General features: G+C 73.6%; 24 protein-coding genes. 10 read left to right on the forward strand and 14 right to left on the reverse strand.

Annotated features, from left to right (window positions below):
• Window positions 1-158: 158 nt before the first annotated feature.
• The 3 genes from ACIPXM_RS25430 to ACIPXM_RS25440 are packed head-to-tail and all read right to left on the reverse strand — an operon-like array spanning window position 159 to window position 2460.
• Window positions 159-728 (reverse strand): alpha/beta hydrolase, encoded by a 570-nt coding sequence (locus ACIPXM_RS25430; RefSeq protein WP_401659496.1) that lies wholly within the window; start codon window positions 726-728, stop codon window positions 159-161.
• Window positions 725-1402: a response regulator gene (locus ACIPXM_RS25435; RefSeq protein WP_401659499.1), complete on the reverse strand. Its 678-nt coding sequence runs from the start codon at window positions 1400-1402 to the stop codon at window positions 725-727. Before ACIPXM_RS25435 ends, ACIPXM_RS25430 begins: the two co-directional genes overlap by 4 nt.
• Window positions 1399-2460, reverse strand: a complete 1062-nt coding sequence (locus ACIPXM_RS25440) for a sensor histidine kinase (RefSeq protein ID WP_401659501.1) — start codon at window positions 2458-2460, stop codon at window positions 1399-1401. Before ACIPXM_RS25440 ends, ACIPXM_RS25435 begins: the two co-directional genes overlap by 4 nt.
• A gap of 250 nt (window positions 2461-2710) precedes the next feature.
• Here ACIPXM_RS25440 and ACIPXM_RS25445 point away from each other — a divergent pair, with 250 nt between their 5' ends.
• On the forward strand, window positions 2711-3211 hold the full coding sequence (locus tag ACIPXM_RS25445) for a DUF6326 family protein (RefSeq protein ID WP_401659504.1): 501 nt from the start codon (window positions 2711-2713) through the stop codon (window positions 3209-3211).
• A gap of 31 nt (window positions 3212-3242) precedes the next feature.
• Here the strand turns inward: ACIPXM_RS25445 and ACIPXM_RS25450 are convergent, their stop codons facing one another.
• Window positions 3243-4208 (reverse strand): pirin family protein, encoded by a 966-nt coding sequence (locus ACIPXM_RS25450; protein ID WP_401659506.1) that lies wholly within the window; start codon window positions 4206-4208, stop codon window positions 3243-3245.
• Between the two features lie 163 nt (window positions 4209-4371).
• On the opposite strand from ACIPXM_RS25450, the gene ACIPXM_RS25455 reads away from it, so the two are divergent.
• From ACIPXM_RS25455 to ACIPXM_RS25470, 4 genes are all read left to right on the forward strand, one after another.
• On the forward strand, window positions 4372-4719 hold the full coding sequence (locus ACIPXM_RS25455; RefSeq protein ID WP_401659509.1) for a tetratricopeptide repeat protein: 348 nt from the start codon (window positions 4372-4374) through the stop codon (window positions 4717-4719).
• A 298-nt stretch (window positions 4720-5017) separates the two neighbouring features.
• Window positions 5018-5509: a hypothetical protein gene (locus ACIPXM_RS25460; RefSeq protein ID WP_401659512.1), complete on the forward strand. Its 492-nt coding sequence runs from the start codon at window positions 5018-5020 to the stop codon at window positions 5507-5509.
• Between the two features lie 95 nt (window positions 5510-5604).
• Window positions 5605-6270: a DUF305 domain-containing protein gene (locus ACIPXM_RS25465; RefSeq protein ID WP_401659515.1), complete on the forward strand. Its 666-nt coding sequence runs from the start codon at window positions 5605-5607 to the stop codon at window positions 6268-6270.
• Window positions 6271-6352: 82 nt separating this feature from the next.
• Window positions 6353-7336 (forward strand): F510_1955 family glycosylhydrolase, encoded by a 984-nt coding sequence (locus ACIPXM_RS25470; RefSeq protein ID WP_401659518.1) that lies wholly within the window; start codon window positions 6353-6355, stop codon window positions 7334-7336.
• Between the two features lie 9 nt (window positions 7337-7345).
• On the opposite strand, the gene ACIPXM_RS25475 is transcribed toward ACIPXM_RS25470, so the two are convergent.
• The 5 genes from ACIPXM_RS25475 to ACIPXM_RS25495 form a co-directional block, all read right to left on the reverse strand.
• The gene (locus ACIPXM_RS25475; RefSeq protein WP_401659521.1) at window positions 7346-11107 is read right to left on the reverse strand and encodes a choice-of-anchor D domain-containing protein; all 3762 of its coding nucleotides are present in this window, start codon (window positions 11105-11107) and stop codon (window positions 7346-7348) included.
• A 219-nt stretch (window positions 11108-11326) separates the two neighbouring features.
• Window positions 11327-11731, reverse strand: a complete 405-nt coding sequence (locus ACIPXM_RS25480; RefSeq protein WP_401659523.1) for a VOC family protein — start codon at window positions 11729-11731, stop codon at window positions 11327-11329.
• A 13-nt stretch (window positions 11732-11744) separates the two neighbouring features.
• On the reverse strand, window positions 11745-12263 hold the full coding sequence (locus ACIPXM_RS25485; protein WP_401659525.1) for a cupin domain-containing protein: 519 nt from the start codon (window positions 12261-12263) through the stop codon (window positions 11745-11747).
• Between the two features lie 66 nt (window positions 12264-12329).
• Window positions 12330-14015: an amidohydrolase gene (locus ACIPXM_RS25490; protein WP_401659527.1), complete on the reverse strand. Its 1686-nt coding sequence runs from the start codon at window positions 14013-14015 to the stop codon at window positions 12330-12332.
• A gap of 86 nt (window positions 14016-14101) precedes the next feature.
• Entirely contained in the window at window positions 14102-15430 is a 1329-nt protein-coding gene (locus ACIPXM_RS25495; protein ID WP_401659861.1) for a purine-cytosine permease family protein, read from the reverse strand.
• Window positions 15431-15894: 464 nt separating this feature from the next.
• Between ACIPXM_RS25495 and ACIPXM_RS25500 the strand changes: the two genes are divergently transcribed.
• Window positions 15895-16458: a TetR/AcrR family transcriptional regulator gene (locus ACIPXM_RS25500; protein WP_401659863.1), complete on the forward strand. Its 564-nt coding sequence runs from the start codon at window positions 15895-15897 to the stop codon at window positions 16456-16458.
• 280 nt (window positions 16459-16738) lie between these two features.
• Here ACIPXM_RS25500 and ACIPXM_RS25505 read toward each other — a convergent pair whose 3' ends face one another.
• The gene (locus tag ACIPXM_RS25505; RefSeq protein WP_401659529.1) at window positions 16739-17293 is read right to left on the reverse strand and encodes a hypothetical protein; all 555 of its coding nucleotides are present in this window, start codon (window positions 17291-17293) and stop codon (window positions 16739-16741) included.
• 491 nt (window positions 17294-17784) lie between these two features.
• Window positions 17785-19257 (reverse strand): dihydrolipoyl dehydrogenase family protein, encoded by a 1473-nt coding sequence (locus ACIPXM_RS25510; RefSeq protein WP_401659532.1) that lies wholly within the window; start codon window positions 19255-19257, stop codon window positions 17785-17787.
• Window positions 19258-19390: 133 nt separating this feature from the next.
• On the opposite strand from ACIPXM_RS25510, the gene trxA reads away from it, so the two are divergent.
• Entirely contained in the window at window positions 19391-19771 is a 381-nt protein-coding gene (gene trxA, locus ACIPXM_RS25515) for a thioredoxin (RefSeq protein ID WP_401659535.1), read from the forward strand.
• 179 nt (window positions 19772-19950) lie between these two features.
• Here trxA and ACIPXM_RS25520 read toward each other — a convergent pair whose 3' ends face one another.
• The 3 genes from ACIPXM_RS25520 to ACIPXM_RS25530 form a co-directional block, all read right to left on the reverse strand.
• On the reverse strand, window positions 19951-21138 hold the full coding sequence (locus ACIPXM_RS25520) for a thiolase family protein (protein WP_401659537.1): 1188 nt from the start codon (window positions 21136-21138) through the stop codon (window positions 19951-19953).
• Between the two features lie 168 nt (window positions 21139-21306).
• Window positions 21307-21576 carry a hypothetical protein gene (locus ACIPXM_RS25525; RefSeq protein ID WP_401659540.1) on the reverse strand — a complete coding sequence of 90 codons (270 nt, stop codon included), beginning with the start codon at window positions 21574-21576 and terminating at the stop codon, window positions 21307-21309.
• Between the two features lie 33 nt (window positions 21577-21609).
• A complete protein-coding gene (locus ACIPXM_RS25530; RefSeq protein ID WP_401659543.1) occupies window positions 21610-22632 on the reverse strand; it encodes a LacI family DNA-binding transcriptional regulator in 1023 nt (340 codons plus the stop codon).
• 256 nt (window positions 22633-22888) lie between these two features.
• Here ACIPXM_RS25530 and ACIPXM_RS25535 point away from each other — a divergent pair, with 256 nt between their 5' ends.
• The 3 genes from ACIPXM_RS25535 (at window position 22889) to ACIPXM_RS25545 (ending at window position 25966) form a co-directional block, all read left to right on the forward strand.
• On the forward strand, window positions 22889-24154 hold the full coding sequence (locus tag ACIPXM_RS25535) for an MFS transporter (RefSeq protein ID WP_401659546.1): 1266 nt from the start codon (window positions 22889-22891) through the stop codon (window positions 24152-24154).
• A 99-nt stretch (window positions 24155-24253) separates the two neighbouring features.
• Complete coding sequence (locus tag ACIPXM_RS25540) at window positions 24254-24472, forward strand: hypothetical protein (protein WP_401659549.1); 219 nt, start codon at window positions 24254-24256, stop codon at window positions 24470-24472.
• An 81-nt stretch (window positions 24473-24553) separates the two neighbouring features.
• Window positions 24554-25966: a flotillin family protein gene (locus tag ACIPXM_RS25545; protein ID WP_401659551.1), complete on the forward strand. Its 1413-nt coding sequence runs from the start codon at window positions 24554-24556 to the stop codon at window positions 25964-25966.
• Window positions 25967-26082 lie beyond the last annotated feature (116 nt).

Below are 26082 nucleotides of genomic sequence, written 5' to 3' on the forward strand. Positions count from 1 at the left end.
GGGCAGGGGACGGGGGCGCAGAAGGTACGGGGCGGGCCGGACGTCCACGGTAGGGGCCGGGCGGAGCGGGCGCCAGGGAGGCAACTCCCGGGCGCCCGGCACCTGTTGCCGTGCGGGGCGGGCGTCTGAAGGGTGGCGCCCGCCCGGCACGGGGGTCGTCAGTCGTCGGCGCGGGTGCCCGTCGCGGCGGCGGCCCGCTCGATGAGCGCGGCGACCTCGGCGGGCCGGGAGACGTAGACGGCGTGGCTGCCGCCGGTCTCCACGACCGTCGCACCGGCCCGCTCGGCCATGGCGCGCTGGGCCGGGGGCGGGATCATCAGGTCGTCACCGGCGACGAGGTAGAAGCTGGGCTTCGCGCGCCAGGCGGGATCCCCGACGGTGCCGCCGAGCGCGTCCAGGCCCCAGGGGACCTGGGAGTCGGCGAGGAAGCGGGCCTCGTCAGCCGGAAGGTCGGCGGCGAAGGAGGCGGCGAACTTCTCCCGGTCGAGGAAGAGGTAGCCGTCGACGGGCGGCAGGATCGGCGGGACGGGGGCGCCGGGCGGCGGGTCGGCGATGAGGGTGTTGACGGACTCGCCCTTGTCGGGGGCGAAGGCGGCGACGTACACGAGCGCGGAGACGAGCGGATGACCCCCGGCCTCGGTGATCACCGCGCCACCGTAGGAGTGGCCGACGAGCACGGTCGGACAGGGCTCGCGGAAGTTCGCTCGGGAGGATGTGACGTGCGTCACGACCACGGGTCGGCAGGCTGGTCCGCTCTCACGCGTCTCGTGTCGTGCGCCCACATCGCGATCTCGACGCGGTTGCGCGCGCCGAGCTTCGCCATCAACGCCGCGACGTGCGTCTTGACCGTGCTCAGGCTGACGAAGAGCTCGGTGGCGATCTCTGCGTTGGTCCGGCCCCGTGCCACCCGCGCGAGCACCTCCTCCTCGCGCTCGGTGAGCGGGTTGACCGGCTGGACCGGTAGCACCGGCTCCCGGTCGGCGAAGGCCGCCAGCAGTCGGCGGGTGACGTTGGGGGCGATCAGCGCGTCCCCGTCGGCCGCCGCGTGGATGGCCTGCACGAGGAGTTCCGGCCCGGCGTTCTTGAGCAGGAAGCCGCGGGCTCCGGCGCGCAGGGCGCCGAGGACGTACTCGTCGAGGTCGAAGGTGGTGATCACGACGACCGCCATCGGGTCCGTGATCTCCGGCCCGGCCAGGCGCCGCGTCACCTCGATGCCGTCGAGCCCGGGCATCCGGATGTCGACGAGGAGGACATCGGGACGCAGCCGGGTCGCCAGGTCGAGCGCCGAGAGCCCGTCCGCCGCCTCCCCCACGACCTCGATGCCGGGTTGCGCGCCGAGGATCATCACCAGACCGGTCCTGACCAGATCCTGGTCGTCGGCCACGACCACCCGGACGCTCATGCCGATGCCGCCACGGGCAGCACGGCCTCGACCACCCAGCCGCCGTCGGGCCCCGGGCCCGCGGAGAGCGAGCCGCCGAGGAGCTGGGCGCGTTCAGCCATGCCCAGCAGGCCGAACCCGGGTTCCGGGGCAGGTCCTGGGCCGGTCCGTCCGTCGTCGCTGACCCGCAGCCGGACGGCGTCGCCCTCCCGGCGTACGTCGATCGCGACGCGGGTCGCGCTCCGAGCGTGCCGTACGGCGTTGGTCAGCGACTCCTGCGCGAGCCGGTAGAGCGCGGTGTCCACGGGGCGTGCCAGCCGGGCGAACGAACCGTCCAGCGAGACCTCGACGGTGGGCGCCGGGTGGGCGCGCGCCAGAGCGGGCAGGTCGGCGAGACCCGGCTGCGGTGCGTACGCGACGGCTTCCTCCTCTTCCTCCTCACGCAGCACCCGGACCATGGATCTCATCTCCTCAAGGGTTCGGGAGGCTTCGGACTCGATCGCGGCCAGGACCTCGGCGGCCTTCTCGGGGTGACTGCCGGCGACCACGCCACCGGCCTGCGCCTGCACCGCGATGGCCGAGACGTGGTGGGCCACGGTGTCGTGCAGCTCCCGTGCGAGCGCCACCCGTTCCTGGTTGCGGATCTCGCGCTGCCGGCGCCGCCAGAGGTCCGCGCGGTAGCGGAAGACCACCGCGAGGGCGACGAGCAGCAGCAGGAGGACGCTCCCGCCGAAGGCATCGGCCCGGCCCGCGGAGGTGGCGTACATCCCGAGCACGGCGACGACGGTCACGAACGCCGTCCCCAGGACGATCTCCCGTCCCGAGCCCCACCGCACCAGGGAGTAGAGCAGGATCAGGGTGGCCATCATGGCGTGGAGGCCGAGGTCGCCGGGGTGCGCGGTCAGCTGGAGGACCGAGAGCAGCCCGGCGGCCCCCCAGCCGGTCAGGACGGCGACGAGGGGGCGGGCCCGCCGCCAGAGCAGGGCGGGCAGCAGCGCCAGGGCGAGCACCGTCACCAGGGGCCGCCAGGCCAGACCCGGCCGCAGGATCCCCTCGACCAGGACGGCGACCGTGAACACGCCCACCAGCATCCAGTCGGGACGACCGACGGGTGGGACGTCAGGAGGCCGCGGCTCATGCCGGAGGGAGCGCCGGAAAGTGGGCACGGGACCAGCCTAGGCATGGTCGCACCCCGGCGTATCGGCCGAAAGAACGAGAGGAGGATCATGCCGTCGGCCGGGCGAACCGGAGCCTCCGGGCCGAGGCGCGCCGCCGCCGGGCTCGGCGATCGTGGACCTGCCGGTCCTCACCGCGACATCGGAGCCCACGATGAGAACACGTCAACCCACCACCACCGCCGCCGCACTGGAAGACCAGCGGATCCCGCTGCGGGCCAAGCTCGCCGCCGCGTGGACGGCCTTCATGTTCCTCTACGCCTACGTGGACATCCTCAACTTCTTCACGCCCGGCGTCGTGAGGGACATCCTCGACGGCAAGGTCTTCGAGTTCGGCCTCTCCCAGACCTTCTCAACCTCGGCGCTGGTCCTCATGGCCGTCCCCATCTTCATGATCGTCCTGTCGACGACGCTGCCCGCCCGGGCGAACCGCGTCACGAACCTCGTCGTGGCCGCACTGTACGTCCCGGTCACGGCGTTCAATGTGGTGGGCGCTTCCTGGCTGTGGTTCTACGGCCTCGGCGTCGCACTGGAACTGATCCTTCTCGCGCTGATCGTGCGGTACGCGTGGACCTGGCCCCGGGTCGTCGCCGAGCACGTCGACCACACCCATCACGCCCATCACGGCGACCACGGCGACCGTCCTGCCCGGTGAGACCCTTTCGCGCGGGCGACGGCACCCCTGGTCAGCGGACGCGGCCCCGGGACTTCAGGTGGACTGCGGGCACCTCCGGGGCCGCCAGGCGGTCGCCGTCGTAGCCGACGACCTCGCCGAAGCGGTCGGACGTCATCCACTGCTCGCGCGCCTCGCGGACCTCCTCGTCCGTACGGCCCACGAAGTTCCACCACATGACGATCTCCTCCTCGAACGGCTCGCCGCCGAGCAGCATCAGGCCCGCGTCGGAGCTCGCCCGCAGCGGGAGTTCGGTGCGGCCGCAGCCCAGGTAGAGCATCGAGCCGGGGAGCACCGGCACGTCGTCGACGTGGACCTCGCCGGACATGGCGAGGACGGCGTACTCGAAGTCCGGGTCGAGCGGCAGCCGGGTCTCGGTTCCGGCGGTGAGCGCGAGGTCGGCGCCGACCAGGGGGCTGTACGTGGTGCCGGGCGAGGCGGCGTCGTCGAGGGTGCCCAGGATGACGGTGGCGGTGAGGCCGGGCGCGGTGACCCGGGGCAGCTCGGCGTGGTGCTGGAAGTGCGGGGCGACGTTCCGGTGGGCGTCGGGCAGGGCGACCCAGAGCTGGGCGCCGTGGAGGTAGCGGGCGTGGGACTTCGGGCTCTCCTCGGAGTGCGAGATGCCCCGGCCCGAGGTCATCAGGCCGAGTTCGCGGGGGCGGACGGCCTGCAGGCTGCCGGTGGAGTCGCGGTGCAGCACCTCGCCCTCGTGGAGCCAGCTGACCGTCTGCAGGCCCATGTGCGGGTGCGGCGGGACCTGCATGCCGGGTTCGTCGGCGATGTCGTCGGGGCCGTAGTGGTCGACGAACACCCAGGCGCCGACCATGCGGCGGCCGAGGTTCGGCAGCAGTCTGCGGACCTCGGTCGATTCGCCGAGCTGGACGTGGCGGGGGCTGAGGAGCTCGCGCACCGGTTCGGCGACGACGAATCCGCGGCCTCCGCAGACCTGGAGGGTGGCCTGGCGGTCGAGATTGCTCATGGCGCTCAACCTATTCCCGTCGGCGCGCGGAGGGGCGCGGACCCACGCCGGAATATTGGTGGAATGTTCAACCACCTGGTGGTGTTGTGAGGACCGTAGGAGCCGGGACCGGGTACGGGAGCGCCGGGGACCGGCCGGATCACGAGTACGGAGAGAGTGGACAGTGAGCGACGAGACGTACTACGAGTTCGGCACGCCGGCCGACCGCTGGGGCCGCGCGCAGCTGTTCTTCGAGGCGAAGGAGTACCTGACCGCGGCGCGGATCCTGCGCGGTCTGGTGGCCGAGCACCCGGACCAGACGGCCCAGCGTCTGCTGCTCGCCCGCTCGTACTACCACTCGGCCCAGCTGTCCAAGGCCGAGGAGGAGCTGCGGGCGGTCCTGGAGCGCGACCCGGTCGAGCACTACGCGCGGCTGATGCTGGGCCGGACCCTGGAGCGCCAGGGCCGGGCGGACGAGGCCGTCCCGCACCTGCGGCTCGCGGCGGCGATGTCCGGCGAGGCCGTCGAGTAGCGCCGTCGAACAGCCGCCGATGAGCCGTCGATGAGCCGTCAAACGGCCGCCGGACCGGCCCGGGCCCCGCAAGGACGAGGCCCGGGCCGGTTCTGTGGGCGGGGCCCGGACCTGTCACGGGACTGGCGGACGTACGCCATCGGGGTGGACACCGGACCCGGGGTTGGGTACCCACGTGGGGTATTCGGTAGGGTCGGGGCGAGCCCCGGTGACGACCGCCGGGCGCGGACTGATCGAGCAGACTTGATCAAGCGGACTTGATCGAGCGGGCGGACGAGCGGGAGGAGGTGTCGGTGGCGTGACCTCACGTCAGGACCGGCTCCTCCGGCGCGTCCGCGCGGGCGGCGCGCTCGCGCATCTGCTGCTCGTCGTGGTGCTCGCGATGGGCGTCTTCGTGATGCACGCGGTCGGCCACCCGGAGGGCTCGGGCGACGGTGCGCACTCCGGCGCCGGTACGGAGGGGATGAGCCACGCGGCCATGGCCGGGCCGGGAACGGCGGACGCCGCACCCGGTGCACGGCCCGGCGCGGACTCCCCCGCCACCGGGTCCGAGGCCCGGCACGCTCCCGCGCCCGCCTCGTCGCACGAGAACGGCACCGGGATGGACATGACCACGCTGTGCGTGGCGGTCCTCGGGGGCTGGCTGCTCGCCGCGCTCGTCCGGGCCGCGCTGCGCCGCCACCGTGACCTGCTCGTCCCGCCGCTCGTCCGGCTCCTCGGCGCCCTGGCCCCGCACGCGCCGCCGCCCCGCCCACCGGACCTCGCTGCTCTGTCGATCCTCCGGGTCTAGGCCGTACCGCCGTCGCGGACGGGCGCCTCGCGCTGCCCGCCGCACCGCCGTACGACCACCCTTCAGGAACGACATCACACGAGGTGTGACCACTCATGCGTGTTTCCACGAACCCCCGCGCCCGCAAGGCCGCCCGCGGGCTCGCCCTGACCGCCGCCGTCGGCGCGGCCGGTCTGCTGCTCGCCGCCTGCGGCGGCTCGGACGGCGACGCCACGAACGGCATGGACCACGGCGCGAAGAACCCCGCCGCGTCGGCATCCGCGTCGGCATCCGGATCCGCGTCCGGATCCGCGTCCGCCGGGACGTTCAACGACGCGGACGTGATGTTCGCGCAGATGATGATCCCGCACCACGAGCAGGCCCTGGAGATGGCGAAGCTCGCCGCCGGGCGGGCCGAGGACGCCGAGGTGAAGCGGCTTGTCGCGGACATCGAGAAGGCCCAGGACCCGGAGATCAGGAAGATGCGGTCCTGGCTGACCGCCTGGGGCGAGCCGGAGGCCCCGACCGGGGGCCACGGCGGGCACGCGATGGCCGGAATGATGTCCGACGCGGACCTGAAGGGCCTCGCCGCCGTCAAGGGCCGGGCCTTCGACCGGAAGTTCGCCGAGCTGATGATCGCGCACCACGAGGGCGCGGTGGAGATGGCCCGGCAGGAGCAGCGGGACGGCGCCGATCCGGCGGCGAAGCGGGTCGCCGACGACGTCGTGCGCACCCAGGCGGCGGAGATCGCCGCGCTGCGGAAGATCCTCGACCGGCTCTGAGCCGAGCCCGCCCCGGCCGTACGGCGGCTCCGCGCACTCCGCGCGGGGCCGCCGCCTTCCCCGTACCCCTGGAACGACAGCCATGACGAAGCCCCGCACCACCCGACCCCGCACCACCCGACCTCTCATCACCCGACCGCGCGCCGCCACGGCGGCCCTCGCCCTCGCGCTCTCCCTCGCCGTCACCCTCACCCTCACCGCCTGCGGCTCCGGCTCAGGTCGCGAGCGGTCGTCGGCGGATGACGGGCACGGCAGCCCGCTCGCCCACATCCACGGCGTCGGCGAGTCCGGCGGAAAGCTCTATGTCGCCACCCACGACGGCCTGTACACGCCGGACGCCGACGGGCGGCCGGTCCGCGTCGGGGAGCGGCGCGACGACTTCATGGGGTTCACCGTGGCCCCCGACGGTCGTTTTCTGGCCAGCGGCCATCCGGCGCCCGGCAGCGGCGGCCCGGCCGACCTCGGGCTCGTCGAGTCCACCGACGGCGGGGTCAGCTGGACCACCCGGTCGCTCGCCGGTGAGGTCGACTTCCACGCCCTCGACACCTCCGCCGACGGCACCGTCCTCGGCTACGACGCCACGAACGCGAAGCTGCGGGTGAGCCGGGACGGTGTCCGGTGGGAGGAGCGGGCCACGCTCAAGGCCCTGGACGTCGCGGTCGCGCCCACCCCCGCCCGTACCGGAGCCCGAGCCGGATCCCGTACCGACTCACCGGCCGGAGCGGCCACCGTCCTCGCCACCACCGACCGGGGCGTGGTGCGCAGCACCGACGGCGGGCGGAACTTCGGCCGTCCCTTGTCGCCGCAGGTGATCGCGTACGTCGACTGGGCCGCCCCGGACGCCCTGTTCGGGGTGGACCCGGACGGGGTGCTGCTGCGCGGCGCGGACGGCGGCGCGCGCTGGACGCGGGTGGGCGTGCTGCCCGGTGGCGCGCCGCAGGCCCTGACGGTCCTGGACGGCCGCCGGATCCTGGCGGCCACCCGGGACGGGGTGTACGCCTCGGCCGACGGCGGCCGGACCTTCACGCTGCGGATGGCGACCGGCGGCGCGCCGGCCGCTTCGTGAGGCCGGGGCTCAGTAGCCGATCCGGACGGCGGTGACGGCGTGGCGGTCGGTGCGGCCGCCGGTCGCCGCGCCGAAGCCGACGAGGACGTTCTTCGGCAGGGTCACCGCCACGTCGATCACCCGGGTGCCGTCGACGCTGATCTGGAGCCGCCCGGTGGTGGTGACGACGGCGTCGACGGTGTGGCTGCCGGAGCGCAGGTTGGGCACCTTGGTGCTGGTGGCCGCGTAGCGGAGGGTGCCGCCGCTGCCGCTGGTGGCGACGGCGACGAAGTTGGCGGAGGGGTCGGCGGCGCCGTTGTCGTAGGTGTCCAGGGTGACGGCGACGCCCGGGAGTCCGCTGTAGCCGAGGCCGCCGCCGCCCGCGCCGAGGGATTTGGGGGTGGCGCGGGCCGCGTCGAGGAGCAGCAGGGCGAGTCCGTCGGCGCCGGTGCCGCCGCCGATGGTGGCGGTGAAGCGGGCCTTGAGGCGGGCGGACGGGATCGCGGTGCCCTGGATCGCGGTGCCGCGCTGGGCGGTGGCGAGGGTGTTGAGCTGGAGGGTGGTGCCGGAGAGGGCGGCGCCGCCGTTGTACGTCCAGCCGTTGGGTCCCGGTGGCGGCACCGCGTAGCCGGGGGAGGTCGCGGTGACCCGGCGGACGGCGTGGATGTCGGTGCTGCCGCCGCTGGCGCCGGTGAAGGCGAGCAGGGCGGTCGGCGGCAGGGCGGCGACGGAGGTGCTGAGCCGCTGGGTGCCGTCGATCGAGACGGTGAGGGTGCGGCCGGTGACGGCGAGGCTCACCGTGTGGCTGCCGGTGCGCAGTTGCGGGATGTTCGTGGTGGTGGCGGCGTAGGTGAGGGCGTCGGCGGTGCCTCCGGTGGCGATGCCGAGGAAGTTGGCGGAGGGGTCCTTGGCGCCGTTGTCGTAGGTGTCGAAGGTGACGGCGACGCCGGGCAGGCCGCTGTAGCCGAGGCCGCCGCCGCCCGCGCCGAGGGCGGCGGGGGTGGTCCGCGCGGGGTCGAGCAGGGCGAAGGAGAGTCCGTCGGCGCCGGTGCCGCCGCCGATGACGGTGGTGAAGGTGGCTTTGAGGCCGTCGGTGAGGACGGGGACGGGCCAGACGGCGGTGCCGCGCTGGTCCGCGGTGGCCTGGGTGAGCTGGAGGTCGCCGCCGGAGATCTGGGCGGTGCCGTTGAGCCGCCAGCCGCCCGCGTCGGGGCCGGGGATCGTGACGCCGGTGCCCGCCGCGCCGGTGCCGGTCAGGGTCTCGTCCTGCGGGCCGTGGCCGTCGTCGGAGGTGAGCTGGTAGGCGGATCTGACGGTGCCGAGGGCGGTGGGAGCGAAGGTGACGGCCTGGTGGACGACGTCCTCGGGGCCGATGACCTGGCCCTCGCTGAGCGGGTTGGAGACCTGGAAGGGCGCGGCGGGCGCCTTGGCCTTGGTGATGGTGAGGGGGATGTTGCCGGTGTTGCTGATGTCGAAGGTCTTGGTGACGGACCGGCCGACCTTGACGGTGCCGAAGTCGGTGGAGGTCGGGGTGACGGTGAGCCGGGCCTCGCCGGTGACGGCGGTGCCCTTGAGGGCGACGGTGGCGGTGCCGTGCTGCCCCGTCACGGTGAGGCTCGCGGTGTCGTCGCCGTTCGCGGTGGGCGCGTAGGCGATCTGTACGGAGACGGACTGCTGGGGCTGGACGACGGTACCGGCGGCGGGCAGCCCGGTGGCGGTGAAGGGGGCGGCGGGCGGGCCGGTCGCGGAGATGGTCTCGGGTTCGGTGCCGGTGTTGGTGAAGGTGGCGCCGAGGGACTTCTCGGTGCTGGTGGCGACGGTCTCGAAGTCGAGTTCGGTGGGGGCGGCGAGCAGTCCTGGCCGGGTGCCGTAGCCGTTCATGCCGACGGCGCTGTCGCCGAGGTCGGTGGTGAAGGTGAGCACGGAGCTGTCGGGTCCCGGCGCGGTCGGCGCGAAGCCGACCGGCACGGTGTAGGTGTCGCCGGTGCGCAGGGTGCGCGGCAGTCCGGTGGGCCGGGCGGTGAAGGCGCTGTCGGCGGGGGTGCGTACGGCGGTGAGGGTGAGGTCGCGGGTGGCGGTGACGGTGGCCTCGGCGCTGCCGGAGGCGCCGACGGCGACCTTGCCGAAGTCGACGGGGCTGCTGGTGAGGGCGGCGTTGGCGGGGCGGCCGAAGCCGATGACGTGGCCGTCGCGGGTGCCGACGTAGATCCGGCCGCCGTCGGTCGCGGGGACGGTGAACTTGGCGGCGGTGCCGATCGGGGCGGACCAGCGCAGCCGCAGGGTGCCGTCGACGGGGACCGGGTCGTACGCGCGGAGCTGGCCGTTGGCGCCGTTGGCGCCGTCCGACGCGATCGCCCAGACGAGGGCGGAGCCGGGGTTGGTGCCGGTGGAGGTGACGACCGGCGAGCCCGAGGTGTAGCCGAACTTCTCGACGCTGCCGCCGGTGTTGCTGAGGGTGGGCCTGCCGTCGCCGGTCAGGCCGTACGCGAAGGCGCGCAGCGGACCGCGCGAGCCGATCGTGTACACATAGCCGCCCTGGCCGCCGTACGCGGCGGGGTGGCCCCAGACCCCTTCGTACGGGCCGAAGGTGCCGAGCACCTGGTCGGTGCCGCCGGGGCCCTGGGCGCGGCCGCCGAGGGCGTCGCGGTCGAGCAGGAAGAGCCGGCCGTCCTTGCCGATCTGGACCAGGAGCTTGGGGTGGGCGCTGGTGCCGAAGGGCGTGGCGGGCAGCGCGACAGGGCCGCCGGAGCCGAGGTCGGTGTCGTTGAGGTCGAGCTGGTTGGCGTTGGCGGGGCTGAAGAAGTCCTGGGCGGAGAGGGTGCCGTCGCTGTTGACGCCGAGCCGGACGACGGACTGGGAGAGCTGGCCGGGCGGCCGGGTGCCGGGTCCTGGGGCGGGGGTGACGCCGTTGCCGGTGGTGACGATGATCCGGCCCGGGCCGTCGGAGACCGGGCCGCCGCCGCTCATCCAGATGCCGGCCATGCCGTTGGCGGAGGAGTCCTCGGTGGCCCACAGGGTGGTGCGGCGGGTGGTGGTGTTGACGCCGAGGACGTAGCCGACGTAGGGGCCGCGGTCGCAGTGCGAGGCGAAGGCCGCGTACACCGAGCCGCCCATCAGGAGCAGGCCGGGGCGCTGGGCGGCGGTCTGCGGGTTGAAGGCGCGGGAGGGGTCGTTGGCCGGGGCCCCGGCGACCTTGACGGGCCAGCCGGAGCGTTCGGCGCCGGTGGCCGGGTCGAGGGCGTGGACGTACCAGCCGGGGTGCTGGGGGTCGGGGCCGTCGTTCACCTTGGCGGTGAGGTAGAGGGTGTCGGTGGCGGGGTCGTGGACGGGGGTGGAGGTGATGCCGATGTTCGGGACCAGGTCGCCGCAGTCGACGGTGGCGGCGGGCCAGGGGGCGCCCATGCTCCGGGTCCAGCGGACCGCCCCGGTGGCCGCGTCCAGCCCGTACACCTTGTTGTTCTCGGTGGCGGCGATCAGGGTGGAGCAGACGACGAGCGGCTGGGCGTAGACCTGGCCGTCGACGGTGGTGGTGAACTGGCGGCCGAAGTCGGAGCTGGACACCTGGTCGGGGGCGAGGCCGGGCTCGTCCTGGTCCCAGCCGGTGCGCAGGGTGTCGTGCGAGACGGTGGGGACGTCGACGGCGGTACGGCGCTCGGCGCGCGGGTCGGCCCCCGAAGCGGCACGCGGGGCGGCCGGGGTCGGGTCGGCGTGCGCGGGCGGCAACAGGCCGCCCAGGGCCAGGAACAGACTGAGCGTCAGACTTCCGAAGAGCGTTCTTCGACTTCCGGCCACCGGGGTCCGCCTTACGTCCGCGCGCGGGGGCGGAGACCTGGTCGGGTCCGCCGAGGCCATGGTGGGGTGACCGGAGCGCCGTTGACCAGGGGTGGTGAGGTGGCGGACACGCGCTTCACTCCCCCGGGTGGCGGGCGGACCTCTGGACGGCGGGATCCGGCACGGGATCGTGTACGAGCCCCGGTACGGGACCTGGCGCGGGTCCCGTACCGGACGCGGTCAGCCCCAGGTGCGGGAGCAGAGGACCAGGCGGTAGCCGTCCGGGTCGGCGACGGTCACCCCGTGCTCGTCCCAGTAGGGGTTGTGCGCGGGCACGCGGCGGCCGCCGTGCGCGACGAGCCGTTCGACCAGGGACTCGTCGACCGGGTGGCCCAGATAGACGACGAACAGGTCGTCGACGGTCGGGGCCGGTTCGACCGGCCGGTCGGCGGCCGGGTCGCGGGTCAGCTCGAAGTGCCAGCCGCCGCCCGCGGGACCGACCATCAGGAGCTGGTGCTCCCCGGGCGCCGGTGCGGTCACGCGCCACTGGACGTCGAGGCCGAGGCCGTCGGCGTAGAAGCGCTCGGCGGCGACGAGATCGCGCGACGGACGGGCGATCCGGATGTGGGCGGCGGCGTCGATCATCGGGCCGTCGCCGTCACTTGGCGGCTTCGAGCGCGGCGCGCCAGACCGGGCTGTCGACGTAGTGGTTGTCGTACTTCTCGGCGGAGGCGGCGATCTCCTTGGGGTCGGTCTCGCCGCGCATCACGCTGCCGAGCAGCCGGAGGTAGTCGAAGCGGCCCATGCCGGGGGTGAAGACGAACAGCACGTCCGCCTCGCTGCCGGGGGCGGCGGCGAAGGCGTGCGGGGTGTGCGGCGGCACGGCGAGGAAGTCGCCCGCCTCGAGGATCTTGATCTCGTCGTTCACGAGCACCTGGAGGGCGCCGCTGATGACGAAGAAGAGCTCGCTCGCCTTGGTGTGGAAGTGGGCGGGCGCGCCGACGGCTCCCTTGGCGAAGGTGGAGCGGTAGCTGGTGAAGCCGTCGGCGGTGCCGTCGGAGTCGGCGAGGAGGGTCATGACGCTGCTGGGGTCGGCGCAGGTCTCGGCCTCGGCGTGCCGGGTGAGCACGGGTGCGTAAGGAGCTTTGGTGGCCTGATCGTTCTGCTGTTCGGTCATGTCGGCGACTTTACGATCTTGGAAGTGAGGCCACCAGTCCATTTGCGCGGCCCGGGTGAAGGACCGTCAGCCGGTGACGGTGTGCACCACTTCGCCGCCGACGACGACGGTCTCGGCGACCGTTCCGGGGATGTCGTCGGGGTCGGCCCGCAGGATGTCACGGGAGAGTACGACGAGGTCGGCGAGCTTTCCGACGGTGAGCGAACCCCGCTCGTGCTCCAGGAAGTTGGCCCGCGCGGAGCCCATGGTGTAGCCCTCGACGGCGGTGGCGACGTCGAGGGTCTCCTCCGGCGTCCAGGCCGGTCCGCCGCCGGGCGCGCGGCGGGTGACGGCGGCGTGGATGCCGATCATGGGGTCCATCTCGGCCACGTTCCAGTCGCTGGAGAGCGCGAGCAGCGCCCCGGCCCGGTGCAGGCTGCGCAACGGCCATGCCTTGTGCCAGCGTTCGGGGCCGATGTTCTCGGCCCAGTCCTGGCCGGGGCCCGCGATGTCGGGTGCGGCGTGCCGGGGCTGCATGCAGGCGGTGACGCCGAGTCGGGCGAACCGGGGGGTGTCGGCGGGGTCGAGGCATTCGACGTGGACGACCTGATGGCGGGCGTCGCGCGGCCCGTTGACGGCGCGGGCGTGGGCGACGGCGTCGAGGACGGTGCGGATGCCCCGGTCGCCGGTGGCGTGCACGAAGCACTGGAAGCCGCGGGCGTCGAGCCGGGCGAGCAGCGCGGCGAACTCCTCGGGCGGGTAGAAGGTGTCGCCGCGGTGGTGGCGGCAGCCCGCGTAGGGTTCGAGGAGGGCTGCGGTGCGCGGTTCGACGACGTCGTCGATGTAGAGCTTGAGCGGTCCGACCCGGAGCCGGTCGTCGGCGAACTCGACGGCCGCCGCGGCGAATTCGTCGAGGTCGGCGTCGGTGGTGCCGCGCGGGTGGAACAGCGCGGCGACGATCCGGGAGCGCAGCCTGCCCTCGGCGCGGGCGCGCCGGAACAGCGCGAGGTCGTCGAGCGAGTTCTGCGGTTCGACGACGGTGGTGATGCCGTAACCGATGGCGTCGTCCAGGCTCTTGGCGAGCCGCCCGTACTGCCGGTCCGGCGACGCCCAGGGCACGCCGAGCGCGGCGAGCGCGCGATGGCCGTCCCTGGAGAGCCCCTTGACGGCGAAGTCCTTGACGAATCCGGTGGGTTGACCGGTCTCGGGGTCGGTGACGGCGGTGCCGAAGGGCAGGTCGGTGCGGTCGGCGCGGACGTCGAGCAGGCGGAGGGCGGCGGTGTTGAGCCAGGCGGTGTGGACGTCGTACGACAGGACGAGGGCGGGGGTGTCGCCGGTGGCGGGGTCGAGATCGGCGGCGGTGGGCATCCGGCCGCCCGGGACGGCCGAGTAGTCGAACGCCTCGGCCTCGATCCAGCCGGCGTCCGGATGATCGGCGCGCCAGGCGCGGATCCGGGCGTGGATCTCGTCGAGGTCGCGGGCGCCCGCGAGTTGGACGCAGGCGTCGTCGGAGCCGAGCCGGACGTGGTTGTGGGCGTCGATGAAACCGGGGAGCACCAGCCTGCCCCGGGCGTCGAGGACGGTGGTGGCGGGCCCCGCCCAGCGCGCGGCCTCGGCGTCGGCGCCGACCCAGACGATCCGGCCGTCGCGGACGGCGAGCGCCTCCGCCTCCCGGAGGGCGGGGTCGACGGTGTGGAGGCGGCCGTGGACGAGGAGGAGGTCGGCGGGGGTGGGGGTGGGGGCGGCGACGGGGGCCGCTGCGGGGTGGGTCATGGGGTGGTGCTCCTGGTGCGTGGGGTGCGGGTGTCGGGGTACGGGGGGCGGGGTACGGGGGTTGGGGTACGGGGCCGGGCGTGGGCTCAGGCGGTGAGGGGGCGGACGGTGCGGCGGGCCAGCAGGAGGTGGACGGCGGCGGCGACCACGGCGCCGAGCAGCGAGAGGTCCGCGCCGCCGAGCGGGGCGACCAGCGGTCCGGTCCACAGCGCGGAGTCGCAGGTGAGGGCGGCGAACACCATTCCGGCGAGGAGCGCGGCGAGCCCGGCGGGGTGCCAGCCGCGCCGGTAGCCGTAGGCGCCCTCGGGCCCGGCGTGCAGGGCGGCGGCGTCGTACGTACAGCGGCGCAGCCACATGTCGGCGAGGAAGACGCCGCCCCAGGGGGCGAACACGATGATCAGGAGGGAGAGGAAGGAGAGCAGCGAGGTGGTGAAGTCGACGAGGAACAGCGCGCCGAGCGACCCGGCCGCGGTGACCGCCCCGCTGACCAGGATGGCGCGGGCGCGGCTCCAGGGGATGCCGAGGACCTGGAGGTTCAGGCTGGACGAGTAGAGCGTGATGATCGAGTTGGTGACGGAGCCGCCGAGCACGAGGGCGAGGAACAGCGGCCGGAACCAGCCGGGCAGCAGTCCTTCGGCGCCCGCGACGGCGTCGGTCATGTCGGCCTGGGTCGCGGCGGCGGCGCCCGCGACGCCGAGTACCACCGAGGAGACCAGGCCGCCGAGGCCGCCGCTCCAGGTGAGGGCCTTGAGGCTGGTGGTACGGGGCAGGTAGCGGGTGTAGTCCGCGGGCATCGGGACGTACGAGAAGGGGCCCGCGAACATCACGACCAGGGCGAGGCTCCAGCCGGCCGCCCCGGGCCCGGTGGCGGGCGCCGCGGTGTCGGCGCCGGGCAGCAGGAAGGCGATCAGGGCGGCGAAGCCGACGGCGAGGACGTAGGCCATCCAGCGCTCGGCCCACTGGACGGTGGCGTGGCCCCACAGGGCGACCGCGAAGGTCAGGGCGAGGGTCACGGCGAGCGCGAGGGCGCGCGGGAGGGGCCCGCCGGGCAGGCCGAGGTCGGTGAGGAAGGCTTCGAGGGCGAGGGTGCCGACGACCGTGTTGACCACCGTGTAGCCGATGCCGACCACCCAGTTGAGCAGTCCGGCGGGCCAGTTGCCGCGCACGCCGAAGGCGGCGCGGGAGATGACCAGGGTGGCGGTGCCGGTGCGGACGCCGCTGAGCCCGGCGGCGCTGATGACGAAGAAGGACAGGCCGCCGAGCACGACGGCGGCGGTGGCCTGCCAGAAGGACAGGCCGAAGGAGACGGCGAGGGCGCCGTTGATGACGTAGGTGAAGGTCAGGTTCGAGCCGAACCACAGCCAGAAGAGGTCCTTGGCGCCGCCGTGGCGTTCGGCGTCGGGGATGGGGTCGATGCCGTGGCCCTCGACCTGGAAGACCTGGTCGCGGGCGGTGGGGGCGGCGGCCGTGGGGGCGGCGACTGCGGCCGTGGGGGCGGCGGCGGGATCGGCGGGCGCGGCCGCTTCGGGCGCCGTGTCGGGTCCTGGCACCTCGCACCTCATCTCGGGAGTCGGAGGGGGAGATCCGGAGGGAGAGATCGCTCCGGGCTCGCGTGGCATGCGTGAACGACACCTCTCGGACGGCGCCCGTGGGGCGACCTTCCTTGAATGACGTTCTAACTCTTTGAACGGCATTCAAGATGGGGGCTGGGTTCAGGCCACGTCAAGACCCCGGACGATTGCGGTTAGGGTCGACCCGTGCGCGGACGGCCGCGGCACGCGGGCGGACAGGCGCACAGGCGGAGAGGACGGGGGCGGGACCGGTGGCAGCTGCGGCGCGTACGGGACGGCGGCGGGACGGCAGCATCACGCGGGAGCGGATGCTGGACGAGGCCATGTCCGCGATCGCCGAGGACGGCCTCGCCGCCCTCACCATGTCGGCGCTCGCCGACCGGCTCGGCACCAGCGGCGGGCACATCCTGTACTACTTCGGCAGCAAGGACCTGCTGCTGCTCGCCGCGCTGCGCTGGAGCGAGGCCGCGCTGGCCGAGGAGCGCCGCGCGCTGCTCGCCCGCAGGGCCGGGGCGCCGCGCCGCCTCGACCTGTTCCTCCAGCTCTATCTGCCGCGCGGCCCGCGCGATCCGCGCTGGACCCTGTGGATCGAACTGTGGGCGCGCATCCCGGCCAACGACGAACTGCGCGCCGCGCAGCGCGAGCTCGACCAGGGCTGGCAGCGGGATCTTGAGGCGCTGCTCACGGCGGGCGTCGACCGGGGCCAGTTCGCCCCCACCGACGTCCCCGCCCGCGCCTCCGAACTCCTCGCTCTCCTCGACGGCTTGAGCACCCGAGTGGTGCTCGGCGCCCCGGCGGGCGGCGACGAGGTGGCACGCGGCGCGCTCGCGACGGCCCGCACGGCGGCGGAACTGCTGGTGCCGCGCGCCTGACTCAGCCGGTCGGCGGGCCGGGCTGGGCCGTGTCTTTGGGGTCAGGCCGGGTCAGTGAGCGGGGTCCGGTGCGTGCGCTCGCAAGGCGGAGGTGGGGGTACCTCCCGCGCCGAAGGCGGCGGGGGAGGAGTCAACGCGGTGGGGGTACCCCGCGCCCGAAGGGCTGCGGGGGCCGTTGGTGAGTGACGACAACGCGGCTGGGGGTACCTCCCGTGCCCGAAGGGCTACGGGGGAGTGCGTGCCGGGCGCCGCGAGCCCGGCATGATCCAAAAGACACGGCCTAGGGCTGCGGTGGCTCCCAGGCGCGCGGCTCGACCGGGTCGAACGGCCAGCCGGGCGCGTCCGGGTGACGGGCCGTCTGCTCCGCGTACCAGAGGATCTGCTCGGTGTGCAGGGCGGGCCGGGACAGCTTGGCGAGCGCGGGGTGGCGCGCGGCGATCGTGCGGGCGAGAGCGAGCGCCGCGGCAGCGTCGTCGGCGGGATCGCCGGGGTGCTCGTGCGGGACGCCGTACCAGGCGGCTACCGCGCGCAGCGAACGGCTGCCCGGGCGATAGCGGTCGGCGTGCCGGTCCAGGACGAGCGGGTCGCAGATCGGGGCGACCCCGGCGGGCAGCCGCTCGGAGAGCGGAGCGAGGCCGTGCCTGCGGAGTTCGGCGTGCAGGGTGCCGAGGACGTGCGGCGCGAACCAGACGACCAGCAAGTGCTTGGCGGCGAGGTGGGCGGCGACGAGACCGGCGAGTTCGTCGAGGGCCTCGATGGGTGGCCTGGGCGGCGGGGATGACGGGGGTGGGGATGGTGGGGGCGGTGGGAGAGGCGGGTGGATCCTGGATCCCATCGTCGGCGCCGGGCCGGCGGCGGGCTGGATACCGGATCCAGTATTCGGATGTTGGATCCGAGATCCAGTATTCGGATCCAGGATGTCGGATCCGGTACGCGGATCTTGGATGTTGGATCCGGTACGCGGATCCTGGACGTCGGATCCAGTACTCGCACCCCGGATGTTGGATCCAACATCCGAATACTGGATCTCGGATCCGATATCCAACATCCAGTCCACAGCCGTCCCGTCGCTCCCCCGCAGCGCCGCCGATCGGATCCGGTCGATCCCCGGCCGATGCCCGGTGGATCCAATGTCCAATGACAGCAACAGCCGCCGGTGCCAGCCCTGATGATCACCCGGCGGGGGCGGACCAGGAGTGGGAGCGTGCGCGAGGTGGAAGACCTCCCAGCCGTGCGCGCCGTGCCGCAGCAGCCCCGTCCCCGCCGGGACCGGGCCGCCGCAGCGGGCGCAGAAGGCGTCGTACTCGTTGGCACGCTCCCCGGGGGTCATCCCTGGCCCGCGCCGTCCCGGTACGCCTCAAGAAGCCGCAGCCACGCCTCGCTCAGCGTCGGATAGGCGGGCACGGCGTGCCAGAGCCGGGCGACCGGGACCTCGCCGGTGACCGCGACGGTCGCCGAGTGCAGCAGTTCGCCGATGCCGGGGCCGACGAAGGTGGCGCCGAGCAGGACCTCGCGGTCGAGGTCGACCACGATCCTGGCCCGGCCCCGGTAGCCGGGGCTGTGCAGCCCGGCCCCGGCGACCGCCTTCATGTCGACGTCGACGGCCCGCACCCGGTGCCCGGCGGCCTCCGCCTCGGCGAGCGAGAGCCCGACGGCCGCCGCCTCCGGGTCGGTGAACACGACCTGCGGGACGGCCGCGTGGTCGGCGGTCGCCCGGTACGGGCCCCACGGCGCGCCGTCGGCCGCCGCCTCGCCGTCCGTGGCCCGGGCCGCGATCGCCGCGCCCGCGATCCGCGCCTGGTACTTGCCCTGGTGGGTGAGGAGCGCCCGGCGGTTGACGTCGCCGACCGCGTACAGCCAGTCGAAGCCGTCGACCCGCAGGCTGTCGTCGACGCTGAACCACGAGCCGGGCTTCAGGCCGACCGTCTCCAGGCCGATGTCCTCCGTGCGCGGCCTGCGCCCGGTGGCGAACAGCACCTCGTCGCCCTCGACATGGTCGCCGCCGTCCAGGACGACGGTGACGGGGCCGGTGCCGCCGTCCCGTACGACGGCGGTGACGTTGACCCCGGTACGGATGTCGGCGCCTCGCTCCTTCAGGGCGGCGGCGACGTGCTCGCCGGCGAACGGTTCCATCCGGTCGAGGATGCCGCCGCCGCGCACCAGCAGGGTGACGCGGGAGCCGAGGGCCTGCCAGGCAGTGGCCATCTCGACGCCGACCACTCCCCCGCCGACCACGATCAGCCGCTCCGGGACCGCCTCGGAGCTGGTGGCCTCGCGGCTGGTCCACGGCCGGGCGCCGTCGAGGCCCGGCAGGTCGGGAAGGACGGCGCCGGTGCCGGTGCAGACGGCGACGGCGTGCCGGGCGGTCAGGACGTGCCGGTCCCCCTCCGGGCCCTCGACGACGACAGTGCGCTCACCGGCCAGGCGGCCCTGGCCGCGGTAGAGGTCGGCGCCGGTGGAGCGGATCCAGTCGACCTGGCCGTCGTCCTTCCAGTCGCCGACGACCCAGTCGCGGTGGGCGAGCACCTCGGCCGCGTCGAGCGGGGCCTCGGCCCGCGCGCGCAGGCCGGGCATCGAGCGGGCCTCGGAACGCACGATGCCGGGCCGGAGCAGCGACTTGCTGGGCATGCAGGCCCAGTACGAGCATTCCCCGCCGACCAGTTCGGCCTCCACCACCGCGGCGGTCAGCCCGGCGGCCCTGACCCGGTCCACCACGTTCTCGCCCACCGGTCCCGCGCCCAGGACCACCACGTCGTACGCGCGCTCGTGCGTCCGCTGATTCTCCACCGCTCGTGTCATGGGGACCAGTCTGCGGGGGTACGCGCCGATCGGCACGGCACACCGTGGAATAGCGCGGCTCGTTCCACCGTTGTGCGGGACGAGTCCCCAGGGGACCGTGAGGCAACCGCCAGGAGACCGAAGGGTAGGAAGCATGAGCACCGTAGAGCTCACCAAGGACAACTTCGACCAGATCGTGGACGAGAACGAGTTCGTTCTCATCGACTTCTGGGCCTCCTGGTGCGGTCCCTGCCGTCAGTTCGGCCCGGTTTTCGAGGCCGCGTCCGAGCGTCACGAGGACCTGGTGTTCGCCAAGGTCGACACCGAGGCGCAGCAGGAGCTGGCGGCGGCGTTCGAGATCCGCTCGATCCCGACGCTGATGATCGTCCGCGACAAGGTCGCGATCTTCGCCCAGCCCGGCGCGCTGCCGGAGGCGGCTCTTGAGGACGTGATCGGCCAGGCCCGCGCGCTCGACATGGACGAGGTCCGCAAGTCGGTCGCCGAGGCGCAGGCGGGCCAGAGCAAGGAGCAGTGACCCCGGGACCACCCCGTACAGATGCGCCGATGGGCAGATGCCCCGATGGGCGTCCTGTCGTCAGGGTGAGTCCGTGGGTGTACGGGCGGTCCGCCGGGTCGGCGGGCCGCCCTCTCGCGTACCGGCGGCCCCGCACGGGGCTTTCCGTATGGGACGGGCCGGGCGGCGCCGGGCCGCGTTCAGCGCTCCAGGACCAGCGCGAGGCCCTGGCCGACGCCGATGCAGAGGGCGGCGAGGCCGGTGCCGGAGCCCGCGGCGGCGAGCTGGTGGGCGACCGCGCCCGCGATCCGGGCGCCGGAGGCGCCCAGCGGGTGGCCGATGGCGATGGCGCCGCCGCGCGGGTTGACCACCTCGGGGTCGAGTTCCGGCCACTCGGCGAGGCAGCCGAGGGCCTGTGCGGCGAAGGCTTCGTTGAGTTCGAAGGTGGTCAGGTCGGCGAAGCCGCGGTCCGCCTTGCCGAGCGCCTTCCGGACGGCCGCCACCGGGCCGAGTCCGAAGAGCTGCGGCTCGATGCCGCTGACGGCGGAGGCCCGGATCCGGGCCAGCGGTTCGCGGCCGGTCTCGCGCAGGCCCGCCTCGTCGACCAGGAGCAGCGCCGCGGCCCCGTCGTTGAGCGGGGAGGCGTTGCCCGCGGTGACGGTGCCGCCGTCGGGGCGGAACGCGGGCTTCAGCTTGGCCAGGGCCTCGATCGAGGTGGTGTCCCTGACGCACTCGTCGCGGGCGAGCTCGATCCCCGGGTACGGCACGATCTCGCCGTCGTACAGGCCCTTGGCCCACGCCTCGGCGGCCTTGCGGTGGCTGGCCAGGGCGAAGGCGTCCTGGTCCGCCCGGCTGAGGGCGTGCTTGTCGGCGACCTGCTCGGCGCCCTCGCCGAGGGCGACGGTCCACTCGGCGGGCATCCGCGGGTTGGTCATCCGCCAGCCGAGGGTGGTGGAGTGCAGCTGCTGGTGTCCGGCGGGGAAGGCCCGCTCGGGCTTCTGCAGCACCCAGGGCGCGCGGGACATCGACTCGACGCCGCCGGCCAGGACCACCGAGGCGTCGCCGACGGCGATCGCGCGGGCGGCCTGGATGACGGCCTCCATGCCCGAGCCGCAGAGCCGGTTGACGGTCACGCCCGGCACCGAGGTGGGCAGTCCGGCGAGCAGCACGGCCATCCGCGCCACGTCGCGGTTGTCCTCGCCCGCGCCGTTGGCGTCGCCGAAGTAGACGTCGTCGACCAGGGCCGGGTCGAGCGCCGGGGTGCGCGCGACGAGCGAGCGCACCACGTGCGCGGCGAGGTCGTCGGGGCGGACGGAGGAGAGCGCACCGCCGAACTTGCCGATCGGGGTGCGGACGGCGTCGACGATGTAGACGTCGCGGATGCTCATCGGTTCTCTCCCACGTGACCTGTGTCGGAACGGTCGGACGGAGAGGCTTGTTCGCCTGGTGAAGAAATCTTCATCCCCGCCGCCACCGAGTCTCCGCCCGCCCCGCGCCTCCTGTCAACGCCCCATGTCAACGCCCCCGGGGTCCCACGGCCCCTCGGACGGCACCGCTCAGGCCGGCCGCGGCTGCCGGGTCAGCGCCGTCAGGCCGTAGTCCAGCTCGCGCCCGTCGACGAGCAGCGCCTCCACCGTCCCGGAGTCGGGGTCGATGTCGGCCATCAGGCCGTGCCCCTCGTAGATCGGGTAGCCGGACTCGCCGGTGCGGCCGGTCGCCTCGACGACCGCCGAGCGGACGGCGCTGTCCGCGACGGAGGCGTCGCCGCGGTTCTCCACGTGCGCCGGGACCAGCAGGATCTCGAACCGCTTCGGGTGTGTGCTCATGCCCCGACGCTAAGCCGACCGGCCGCACCGCGCTCAGCTGGACTCGCGGTGGACCACGGCGGAGGCGAGGAGTTCATGGCGCTCCGGCGCCGCGTCCGGGTCCCGCACCACCCGGTCGACCAGCTCGGCGAGTTCCTTGCCGCCGACCATGTCGATCCGCACGGTGCTGAGCCGGGGCCGCAGCAGCCGCCCGATGACCAGGTCGTCGGAGCCGACGACGGCGGTCTCGCCGGGCACGTCGATCCCGGCGTCCTGGAGCGCGCGCATCAGCAGCATCGCGTACTCGTCGTTGTAGGCGAACACCCCGTCGAGGGCGAGATCACGCCACTTCTCGGCGAGTGCGGCGGCGGGCTCCTCCTCGTACCCGAGCGGCAGCGGTACGACCCTGACGCCGGCGGCACCGGCGGCCTCCCGTACGCCCTCGAGGCGCGGTACGGAGAACATCTCCAGGCCCGGCTCCTCGGGCATCACCACCCCGACGGCGCGGCAGCCGCGCTCCACCAGATGGGCGCCGGCGGCCCGGCCGACCTGGGTCTGGTCCATCACCAGGGCGTGGGTGCCCGCGACCTCCTGCGGGCCGACCGTGATCACCGCGCGGGCGCCGGAGCGGCGCAGCAGTTCGACGCCGGGCGGGGTCAGTTCCACCTGGCCGAGCGAGACCACCGCGACCGGGCGCAGCTCGGCCCAGGCCCGGGCCGCCTCCTCGGCGTCGAGGCCGATGCTGCCGTACTGCACCACCGTGTAGTCGAGCCGTCGCAGCGCCCACTGGAGCTCGTTGAAGAAGCGGCTGTAGAGCGGGCCGATCGGCACGTGCGCGGTGGGCATCAGCACCATCCGGCTGTGGCCGGCGCGCAGGCTGCGGGCCGCCGCGTGGGGCACGTAACCGAGCTCCTCGGCGGCCTCCCGGACCTTGCGGCGGGTGGGCTCGCTGATGCGCACGGCGGCGGTGTTGTTCAGGACGTAGCTCACGGTGGCCCGGGAGACCCCCGCGAGCCGCGCCACGTCGGCGCTGGTGGGGACGGAGTGTCCGGCGGACTGCTTGGGTGACTGGCTCATCGATCCGGCATCTTTCCAGAACGATCCGGCTCAGGGTCTGGCGGATGGCCGGATTCGAGTGCTACACAAGGTTCACACACCTTGCTGACACGTGTCACCACACGTTCACGTCGCTCGTCTCGTACGTCTCGTACGTTTCGGCGCTTTTAGTTCCTTTCGTTCATTTCGCTCCTTTCGCAGTTCTTGCTCCTTTCGCAGTTCTCGTTCATCTTCCGCTCTCGCCCGCCGCATCGGGCGATCACCCCAGGAGGGCACCGTGGCCCTTTCCTCCCCCGGCACGTCTCCCGGCACCACGCCGGACAGCGACGGCTCCGCCTCCCCCGCGGCGGGCCGGCCCACGCGGGGACTGCTCCCGCTGCTGCTGGCCGGAAACACCGCCATGTACGCGCTCTACATCGGCGTCCCCGGACTGCTGCTCGCGCTGCAGATCGAGGACATCGACCCGGCGAACAAGGTGGCCAACTTCGGCCTGATCTCCGGTGTCTCGGCGATCTTCGCGACGGTCTTCAACCCGGTGGCGGGCGCGCTCTCCGACCGCTCGGGGCGCCGCAACCCGTGGATCCTGGCGGGCGGCCTGCTCGCCATACCCGTGATGTTCCTGCTCGGCAGCGTGCACACGGTGCTGCTCGTGATGATCGCCTGGTGTCTCGGCCAGGCCGTGATGAACGTCTACCAGGCCGCCATCACCTCGGTGGTGCCCGACCGGGTGCCGGTCGCCTCGCGCGGCAAGGCGTCCGCCGCCGTCGGCCTCGGCCTGCCCATCGGCTCCACCATCGGCGCCCTGGTCGGCGCCGCCTTCTCGGACCACTACCGCACCGGCTACCTGGTCTTCGGCGTCATCGTGGCCGCCACCGCCGTCCTCTTCACCACCTGCGCCCGTGAGACGCCGATGCCCCCGAAGGCACCGCTGCCGGTCAAGGCGCAGCTGGCCGCCTTCGGCAGCGCCCTGAAGAGCCATGACTTCCGCTGGGCCTTCATCGGCCGTGCGCTGCTCGTGCTCGGCTACTTCGCGGTGGCCGGATTCCAGCTGTACATCCTGAAGGACCACACCGACCTGCCCGCCGGCCTCTCGCCGGAGGAGGCGGTGGCCCTCCTGACGCCGATCAACGGCCTCGCCATGGTGGTCTCCACGGTCCTCGGCGGCTGGCTCTCCGACCGCTACGACCGCCGCAAGCTGTTCGTCGGCGCCTCCGCCGCGCTCGCCGCGGTGGCGCTCCTGATCCCGGCCCTTTCCTCCAGCTGGCCCGCGATGATCGCGTTCTCCGCCGTCAACGGCCTCGGTTTCGGCTGCTACATGGCGGTGGACACGGCGCTTGTGACCATGGTGCTCCCGAAGGCCGAGGACGCCGCCCGTGACATGGGTGTGCTGAACATCGCCAACGCCGGTCCGCAGATCGTGGCGCCGTTCGTCGCCTCGGTGATCGTCTCGATCAGCGGCGGCTACACCGCGCTGTTCCTGGTGGCCGCGGTGCTCTCGGTGCTCGGCGCGCTCGCCGTGCGGCCCATCCGCAGCGTGCGCTGATCCCAACGGCCGTAGCCCGTACGGTACGGCCCCGGGCGGCGGCACTCCGAACGGTACGACAGGCCCCGGGACAGCGGGTTCTGACGTACCGTTCGGTGCATGGACGACGCTTCGATGGTGGGACTGCTCGGCCGGGTGACCGGCACCGTCGGGCCCGGCCTCGTCGGTGAGGTGATCGTCCGGATCCGGGGCGGCGCCGAGCACTTCCTCGCCTACCCGGCCTCCGCCAAGGAGCGGATCGAGACCGGCACGGTGGTGACGGTGGTGGAGCATCTGCCGCCGCGCACCGTCTATGTCACAGCCCTGTACGACAGTTGACCGATCCATTGAGCGCCGGCCGCACCGGGCGCACACTCCCTTCACCGGAACCGCACGGCTCCGGTGAAGGGGGACCTGTCCATGACCCTCTGGATGCTGACGGGCGCCGCGGTCGGCGCGGTCGTCGTTCTGATCGGTCTGTTCAAAATGATGTGGCGCGTCGCCGAGCCCAACGAGGCGCTCATCATCTCGGGTTCGAACCACAAGACGGAGGGCCTCGGCGAAGGCATGGGCTTCCGCATCGTCACCGGCCGGGGCACGCTCGTGACGCCCGGCGTCCAGGCGGTGCGCAAGCTGTCGCTCGACCTCAACGAGACCCAGCTGTCGGTGGAGTGCGTCACGCACCAGGGCATCCCGCTGAAGGTGCGGGGTGTCGTCATCTTCAAGGTGGGCGACGACTTCGTGTCGATCGCCAACGCCGCCCGCCGTTTCCTCGACCAGCAGAAGCTGATGTCGGAGCGGGTGCACATCGTCTTCGCCGGTCATCTGCGCGCCATCGTGGGCGGGTTGACGGTCGAGGACATGATCCGGGACCGGGAGAAGCTGACCGGGCAGGCGCGTTCGGCCTGTGGCACGGAGATGGAGAAGCTGGGTCTGATCGTGGACTCCCTGCAGATCCACGAGATCGAGGACCCCACGGGGTACATCAAGAACCTGGCCGCCCCGCACGCCGCCGCGGTGCAGCGGGACGCCCGGATCGCCCAGGCGGAGGCCAACCGGCGGGCCACCGAGGCCGAACAGCAGGCCGCGGCACGGATGTCGGAGGCCACCAGGGACAGCGAGATCCTGCAGGCGGGCTACCAGGCGGAGCGCGACCAGGCCGCCGCGAAGGCCCGGCAGGCCGGGCCGCTGGCCAACGCGGCGGCGCGGCAGCAGGTCGTGGTCCAGGAGACCCGGGTGGCCGAGCTGGAGGCCGACCGCAAGGAGCAGCAGCTCCAGGCGGAGGTCCGCAAGCCCGCCGACGCGCAGGCGTACGAGCAGCGGACGCTGGCGGCGGCCGAACGCGACGCGCGGATCCTGGCCGCCGAGGCCGAGGCCCGCAAGACGGAGCTGGCGAGCGCGGCGGCGGCCGCGGCCACCCGGCTGACGGGTGAGGCGGAGGCCGCGGCGGCGCACGCCAAGGGTCTCGCGGTCGCCGAGGCGACGCGGGCGAAGGGGCTCGCGGAGGCCGAGTCGATCAAGGCGAGGGCCGCGGCGCTCGCCGAGAACCAGGAGGCGGTCGTCGCGCAGCAACTGGCCGAGAAGTGGCCGGAGATCGTCGGGGCGGGTGCGGCGGCGTTCGGCAACGTGGACCAGATGGTGCTGCTCAACGGCGCCGACGGGATGTCCGAGATGTTCGCCAAGGCGCTGACCATGGGAGGTACGGGGCTCGGTCTGGCCCGTCAGCTGCTCGCCACCATGGGCCCGCAGGCTCCCGGCGCGACTCCGGCGGCGGCACCGGCCGCGGTGCCCGCGCCGCGCACCGAGGAGATCACGGTCGGCGGCGACGCGTGACAGCCTGACGGCGAGGAAGGCGAGGAAGGCGAGGGGCCCGATGCGCATGGCGCACCGGGCCCGCTCGTGTCACCACGCCGTTCGCGTCGTTCGCGTTCGTCGGGTCGTGGTCGTGG

Source organism: Streptomyces sp. NPDC090025, assembly GCF_044748125.1.
Taxonomy (GTDB): Bacteria; Actinomycetota; Actinomycetes; order Streptomycetales; family Streptomycetaceae; genus Streptomyces.